General features: G+C 58.7%; 3 protein-coding genes. 2 read left to right on the top strand and 1 reads right to left on the bottom strand.

What is annotated here, in order from left to right; all coding sequences use genetic code 11:
• A partial coding sequence (locus GTF44_RS21630) for a ThiF family adenylyltransferase (RefSeq protein ID WP_171563860.1) occupies nt 1–1,623 on the top strand: 1,623 nt, incomplete at its 5' end.
• Nucleotides 1,616–2,794, top strand: a complete 1,179-nt coding sequence (locus tag GTF44_RS21625; RefSeq protein WP_171562526.1) for a patatin-like phospholipase family protein — start codon at nt 1,616–1,618, stop codon at nt 2,792–2,794. The genes GTF44_RS21630 and GTF44_RS21625, both read left to right, overlap by 8 nt.
• A 370-nt stretch (nt 2,795–3,164) precedes the next feature.
• Here the strand turns inward: GTF44_RS21625 and GTF44_RS21620 are convergent, their stop codons facing one another.
• Nucleotides 3,165–6,923 (bottom strand): autotransporter outer membrane beta-barrel domain-containing protein, encoded by a 3,759-nt coding sequence (locus GTF44_RS21620; RefSeq protein ID WP_253261409.1) that lies wholly within the window; start codon nt 6,921–6,923, stop codon nt 3,165–3,167.
• Between the last annotated feature and the right edge of the window lie 460 nt (nt 6,924–7,383).

Here is a 7,383-nt window from a genome sequence, read left to right as displayed (position 1 = left end):
AGCAAAACAGGAACGGATTCTACACCTGAGCGGCCCGGATCAGGGGGCTGGGTCAATCTCTATGTGGTGATGACATCGCAACTTGCATCGCTCGGGGTAGATCAGCCCTTGTTTGTGGTCCTTGGGACGCCAATGCGACGACGGGATCCAAACGGTCCACTGCGGCAGCATCTGGCTATTTGGCGGATCAACGGCGAAGCCGTGACTGCATTACGTGCCATTCAAGCGGGCGGTGACGATCGCGATGATGCAATTGAAGCCTTTGTTCAATGGAGTTTTGATGCGAGCGTCGAATGGTGTCGCGTCGACGAAGCACGCGAAGAAGTCACGCTTAGCCGAGATACAGGGAGTGCTATGGCTTCCGCCCGCGGCAAACGGATCTTGCTCTTGGGATGCGGCGCACTTGGTTCCCATGTAGCTGATACTTTGGTTCGGGCTGGCGTCGCCTCCATCAAGATTGTCGACAAGGCGATCGTCACTTCGGGTGTTCTCGTTCGGCAGCAATACAATGATGCTGAAATCGGTCACGCAAAGGCATCGGCCACCCGAGATCGGCTCCAAAAGATTGCACCCCATTGCGATGTTACTATCGGCTTTGAGGACCTCAAATACGGAGTGCTCTCAAAACTCGGGCGCGACTTTGACGTGATCATCGATGCCACTGCATCCCGGGCTGTGGCAGAAGCTTTGGAAGAAGATCTAAGGAACGACCCAGCCGCCCCGCCAATCCTTGCGATGTCGGTGAGCGCACGCGCGCAATTTGGACGGGTCGTCGTACGTCGCTCGCCTGTTACTGGCGGACCCAAATCTATCATTCGAAATGCGCAGATCGCTTGTTTCAACAATCCGACCCGCGAAAAACTCGCCCGTGCATTTTGGCCACAGCCCGGCGAGGTCGATCTGTTCCAACCTGAGCCGGGGTGTTCTGAGCCAACATTCCAAGCCTCAGCTGCCGACATGGCCTACCACGCGGCCAGTCTCGTCAATCTTGGTTTCAAAGAGTTGGCGAATGAGGAACGCGATGGTTCCCTTGTTGCGTTTCTTCCCAACGTAACCAGCGAAGAGACACCAAAGCTCGCGCGACTGAACGTATTGGACCCGATCCGGCACAAAGAACGAAACCATGGGCACAATGTATTCGTCTCCCAGGCCGCGGCGAAAGGCATCGCCGCAGAAGTGTCACGAGGATCCAGAACTCTCGGACCCGATGTCGAAACCGGGGGCCTGATGTTCGGAGAAATAGACGACAGTCTCGGGTTGTTGCACCTGGACGCCGTCACTGGTCCCCCGCCAGATTCCGTCCACTCTCCGCAACTTTTCCTCTGCGGTACGGACGGGACGCGGGAAAGAAGCGAACTCGAAAAGCGCAGAAGCGGCGGCGCATCGCGCTTCATCGGCATCTGGCACACCCATCCAGTGTCTCCCCCGAACCCAAGCGACGTGGATCTTGGCGCGATGCAGAACATCCTGCAAATCAGCAAAACCCCGCCCAGACATACGGTCATGCTCATCATTGGACATGCCGCAACTGACCCCGAATGGGGCGTATATCTCTATCGGCGGGGGGAGCTCGACTTTGGGCCAAGGCGGGTGCGGATCGTTCTGAGGCCACAACATGTCTGAAGACCCTCTCAAAATTGGGCTCGCTCTTTCTGGCGGGGGCTCCCGCGCCATAGCCTTCCATCTGGGATGTCTGCGCGCGCTCCAGGATCGCGGTCTCCTTGAGCGCGTTTCGGTGGTTTCATCGGTTTCTGGTGGCAGCGTCATCGCCGCACTATGGGCGTATTCGGACGACTCGTTTGAGGATTTCGAAGACCGAGTGATTGCAATTTTGCGCCGTGGTTTGGTCAAAGGGATTGTTCGCGAAACCCTGTTTTCAAAGGAAACCCTGCTCATCCTGGGCACCCTGGTCACATCAGGTGTAACGATGCTTGTGGCAAACCTGTTGCTCGTCCTCAGTTTTCTGTTGAGCAAGGTCGGTTGGCGCGACAATCCCTTTGGAACGATCGCGACATGGTTGGCGCGGACGTTCCGTCGCTATGCCAGCCGATCGACTGCGTTTGAAAGACACCTCCGCGGCTCGCATTTTGGGGACATGCGGATGAACGAGGTCAGTCGTAGCGGGTTGAACGTTGTGATCAATGCATCCGAGCTTCGGACCGCGACAGCCTTTCGTTATGGATCAAAGGAAACGGGATGCTGGAGACTTGGAACCACGGTGGGAGCGTCGCCGCGTGTATCACAAGCAGTTGCTTCGTCCGCTGCATTTCCTGTCCTCCTACCGGCCTTTGACCAGGTTCTTGAATTCGAAAAGTCGGGTCGGACAGCAAAAAAACGCGTGCTGCTTTCGGATGGGGGAGTTTACGAAAACCTGGGAATTTCATGTCTCGTCCCAGGACGATCCCCAAAATACTCAACCAACGTCTTTGAGTGTAACTTCATCATCAGCTGCGACGCAGGCCACGGTCAACCAGCCGGCGACGACCTTGTCTACAATTGGGGCGGTCGCATGAATGCCGCGGTGAACTCAATTTTCCGCCGAGCGACGAACCAAGGCTATTCTCTGCTGCATGATCTGGCAGAAAGCGAACAGATTACGGGTTTTGTGCTACCTTACCTTGGGTTGCAAGACAAAGGTCTTCCCCATAGGCCATCTGATCTCATTTCCCGCGATCAAGTGAAAGACTACCCTACCGATTTCTTCTCGATGTCAGAAGAGGATATTGCGCTACTTTCCGGTAGGGGAGAGCAGCTCACACGTCTGCTGATTGAGCACTATCACCCTGCGCTGTAGGTAGACCAAGGTGCATTGTCTGGCCTTGCTCTCTATAAGCGCAAGGCTTTAGCAATGTGCACACTGTCTTAGACGACGACCTCGGCCGCGTCCGCAAGACCTGAGTTCGCCAACGTTTAGCATGTGCAGCGAACGGCAGCTATGACGGGCCGCAACGCAGCATCGGGTCTGCTAGGTGAAGGTCTGGATTGGGCCGAACTATCATGCTGCGTTTGCAAAGACGAAAACCAAAGCAAAGGCCGGTAAGGGCTCATTCTACCAATTCAGGATTGTCGCGGAGAATTGGCCGATATTCGGCGTGGTCGGTGCGCTGCTCCGGAATTGCCTACTTGCTGACGTTCCAGTCCTCACAACGACCAGACCCACCCCCTCAGAACACCACTTTGAGGCCTGCATTTGCACTCAGAGCGCTGGTATCACCGGCGTTGCTGAGCCCGGTGGCATAAGAGGCTTCGCCAAAGAGGTCCACGCGGTCCGTCAGGGCATAGTTGCCGCCGAAGCCGACCCCAACTGCCCAGGGCTCACTCTCGGTTGTCAGGGTCGCCCCCGCAACATTCACCTCACTGCCCGCGCCAAACTCATGGAACAGGTTCACGATGCCATAAAGTCGACGCGTCTCCTGTGCCTCCTGCGCACCAAACTCAAGCCCAAGCCGCAGCTGCTGGCTGGACGCATCCTCAAGCGTCACCTGCTCCCCGTAGCGCTCACCGTCAAAGTCATCAAACGCAACAGAGGAGAGGCTCAGCTGCGCCTGCGGGATCACCGTCAGCCGCGCGCCCAGATCAAGCTGCTGTCCCGCCTCGATCGACAGCGCAAGGCCCGTGCCGCCGTTGCCGTCCGCCAGGCTTCCAATCCTGTCAGCCTCTAGGTCGCTGGAGTAGGAGGCCACCGTCACCTGACCGTCCACATAAAACCGGCGCGTGTCATACCACGTGGCCGTCACCCCAAGGCCAAAGCCACTGGTGTCAATCGACCCGTCTCCAAAGTCTGAGGTCACCGACGCACTGCCCGTGGCGTAGGAGAACTGCAACCCGCCCACAAGAAGGCCCGCACCGCTCTCGCTCAGGACAACATCCCCGCCGATCTCTATCTCCCAGAGACCGCTGTCGAGCGCCGCCCCTGTTGTGCTGTGCTCTGCCGCCAATGTGACCTGTTCTGTCCCCATCTGGAACCACAGCGGCGAGCCTGCGCTTTGTGTGGCGGGTCCGCCGTCCCAGGCCAGGCTCCGGAAGTCTTCCGAGCTGCCCCGGCTGCGCAGCGACGCGGGGCCATTCAGGGCCAGCAGCGACTGGCCATAGCTGTCATAGATCGGCGCAGAAGGTTGATAGACCGGCCCCCCTGCCTCTGACAGCGCGCTCAACGCCCAGCCGCGGCCTGTCTCAGCCAGCCTGTAGAGGTAGGCGCCCGAGACAAGCGCATGCTCCCCCTCCGCAGTGACATGGTTGCCATTCATAAGCTTGAACGTTCCGTCAGACTGCCCGCCAACAGAGACCACGTCGATCTCAAGCGCTGTGACCTCTGCACCGGCACTGTCCAGCCCGGAAATCGACAGCATCGTCTCGCCCGACGCGTCGCCGGTGATGACAAGCCGGTCGGTATTCGAACCATTGCCATCCAGACGCGCATCCAGCGCAAGGACACTTGTTCCCGATCCGGTGTAATCCCCCTCAATGGTGATCACATCCCCCGTCTTCCCGTCCTGCACGCTTAAGGTACCACTATTGGTCACGCCACCTCTGATGGTGATCCCTCCGCCAGACGCGTTGGCCACATCACCTGCAATGGTCGCCCCGGTGGGGCTGCCCCCACCAGTCGCGTGGAACACGGACCCCGCGTCGATGGACAGATCCATATCCAGTCTGTCCGTCCCATCCAGGCGCAGGGTCGTCCCATCTTTCAGCGTCAGATGCTCCCAATTGATGAAATTATCCAGTGTCGTCCTGATCTGACCACTCAAGGTCAGATGATCATTACCGCCCGCACCACCATCAACACCACCGGTGACACTGCCACCTGCCAGGGTCAGTCTGTCGTCACCCGCCCCGAGACGAACGTCGCCGACGATTGTCCCTGCCGAAGTGATGACCGCGTCACCATCCCCGTCCTGTATCGCAAGACCAGACGTTCCCGCAGTCACCCTGGCGGTGCTGGCGATATCAATCGTCCCCCCGGCGCTGGATATCGTTCGGATCGCTGCGCCGTTACCAGATCCGCCCGTCACAGTACCGGCGACGTCAACATCAAAGCCTCTCGCACCCTCAGCGCGAATCCCGTCTGCGCCCGTGCCGGAAGCCGCGACAACAGCGCCCGTGCCCAGGTTGACAATCGCCTTCCCGCTGTCCAATTGCGCCGTCGCATTGCCAAGGTTGACCACATAAACCCCATGCGCATTGCCACCTTCTGTAGTGATCTCCCCGCCGGTTATGTTCGCCGTCGCCGTGGCGGCGCTACCCGCGTTGCTGATCTCCACAAAAAGCCCGTGAGATTCTGCCTCATACGTACGAACCGTGCCGCCTTTCATTTCCGCGGTCGCATTACCAACACCTTCGGTCGTTGCCCAAAGCCCAGAGGCAAAGTGGCCGACCGTTCTGACCTTCCCGCCGGTTATTCCCACCGTCGCCGCAGCATTACTCTCCGCGTTGGTGATCTGCGCCACAAGCCCGTGAGATTCCTGTCCAACCGTGGTGACTCTGCCGCCACTCATTTGCGCACTCACCGCACCAAGGCCACTGGACCTCGCCACAATCCCACGGGCGTCAGCACCGCTTGTTTCGATCTCCCCTCCGCTCATGTTCACCGTCGCCGTGGCGGTGCTATCCGTCGTCCTGTCTACGCCACCACTCGTGGAGCTGACCTCCGCCGCAATCCCATAGGCTCCGTCACCGCTTGTTTCGATCTCCCCTCCGGTCATGTTCATCACCGCCGTGGATGCGTTGTCCGCGCCGTAGATCCACGCAAAAGCCCCGTGAGCAAGTGCCCCATCCGTGATGAGCGTGCCACCTTCCATTTGCGCCTCCACATGGCCAAGGGCTGTGGTGCTCGCCACAATCCCAAAGCTGCTGCTACCGCTTGTCCTGACAGTTGTCCTGACATTCTCCTCTTCGGCCATACGCACGATCGCCCTGGCCTCGTCGCTCGTTACGCCCTCGAGATACGCCCAAAGCCCGTAAGCATTGTTCCCATCATCATTTACATTCGTGCGGATATTGCCGCCCAATACTTCCGCGACCGCCGCGGTCTCGCCAGTGCCATTGGTCAGCGCAAAAAGTCCATAGCCACGGTGTGTCATCGTTCTGATAGACCCGTTGGTCAGGCGTGCGGTCGCCGTGGCTTCATTCTCCTTGTTTTTGATAGACGCATAAACCGCGTACGCATTCGACCCGTTATTCATGCGGATATTACCGCCCTTCATTTCCGCGGTCGCATTGCCAAAGCCCCCCTCGCCCTGGAACTGGGTGACACTTGCCCAAAGCCCGTAAGAATTACCGTCCCCATCTGAATTGTTTGCCCCATTGGTAGTGATTCTCGTGCCAGCACCCTCCATCACAACATGCGCATCGCCATTACCCTTAGCGCTCGCCAAAGCCCCATGAGCCTGCCTACCGTCTGTAGTAATTTCCGCTCCGCCCTTCACGGTAACGTTAGCGTTAGCGTTACTCGCCGCTTTCTCGATCTCCACAAAAAGCGCCATACCATTATCGCCAACCGTGGTAACCTTGCCGCCCTCCATTTCCACAGCAAGATCATCTCCGACAAGACCCCCGTTCCCCGGCCTCCCCTTCACGAACACCCCAAAGACCTTGTTCCCATTCGTGACGTCAACATTTTCAAGCTTCAGAGTGAACCCCTCTGAATTGGTATAGGTGATGCCATCATCACCGTAGTTGGGGTAGTTGGGGTCGCTGGCGTCACATTTGACGGTGTCATGTGGGTCGTTTTTGTTTTCTGCCCCGCACTCATCGGCCGCATACGCCGCACCACCCGAGAACAGCACCGCAGCGGTTGCCACGACCGAGAGCCCTGGTGCAATACTCGCCACCTGGCCCTTGAACTTGGTCAAACGGCCGCCCTGAACCGAGACGTTGAATAGGCGAAGGGTGGGCTGGGTATCCAGAGGTGCATTTGTCATTTTGAAACTCTCCTATGAGGGACTGGAGCACAGTCGAGGCAAGGCACCGCCCTGCCCGTCAGGCGGTCAGTGGGGTGGCAGAAAGGCGGGCATAGGTATGGGGATCCGCCAGAGGCGGTGTTTGGACCTCAAGCGGAAGCGACCCACCGTCAGGGATCGGGCGCGTGGCTTTCGCGCCGTCCGTTCTGATCTGGGTAATAAGTGAAAGCTGGTTGCAGCTGATCCCGAACCGGTCACTGCCACATCGCGCATCACAGGGGGCAGGCACGCACGCGCCGACCATATCGATCCCGAACACGGGATCGGAGGGCCAGTTAGCCCATGGGCAATACCCGGCCTAAGGCCGGGTGTCAGACTGTCAGGAGGAAGAGATCGTCGAGTTCTGCTGCCTACGCCACGCGCGGCATGAACCGATGAACCGATGAACCGATGATACGGCACACCCATCCTGCCCGCAAGT

Origin of the sequence: Roseobacter sp. HKCCD6576-2 (assembly GCF_013179285.1) — a bacterium.
GTDB classification, from domain to species: domain Bacteria; phylum Pseudomonadota; class Alphaproteobacteria; order Rhodobacterales; family Rhodobacteraceae; genus Rhodophyticola; species Rhodophyticola oceani.
The sequence above is the reverse complement of the archived record's forward strand: the minus strand, read 5'-3'. Positions and strand labels throughout refer to the sequence as shown.

Excerpts from the sequence above, each read along its gene's own strand:
- GTF44_RS21625 (WP_171562526.1), top strand. The coding sequence starts at position 1,616 with ATGTCTGAAGACCCTCTCAAAATTGGGCTCGCTCTTTCTGGCGGGGGC.
- GTF44_RS21620 (WP_253261409.1), bottom strand. The coding sequence starts at position 6,923 with ATGACAAATGCACCTCTGGATACCCAGCCCACCCTTCGCCTATTCAAC.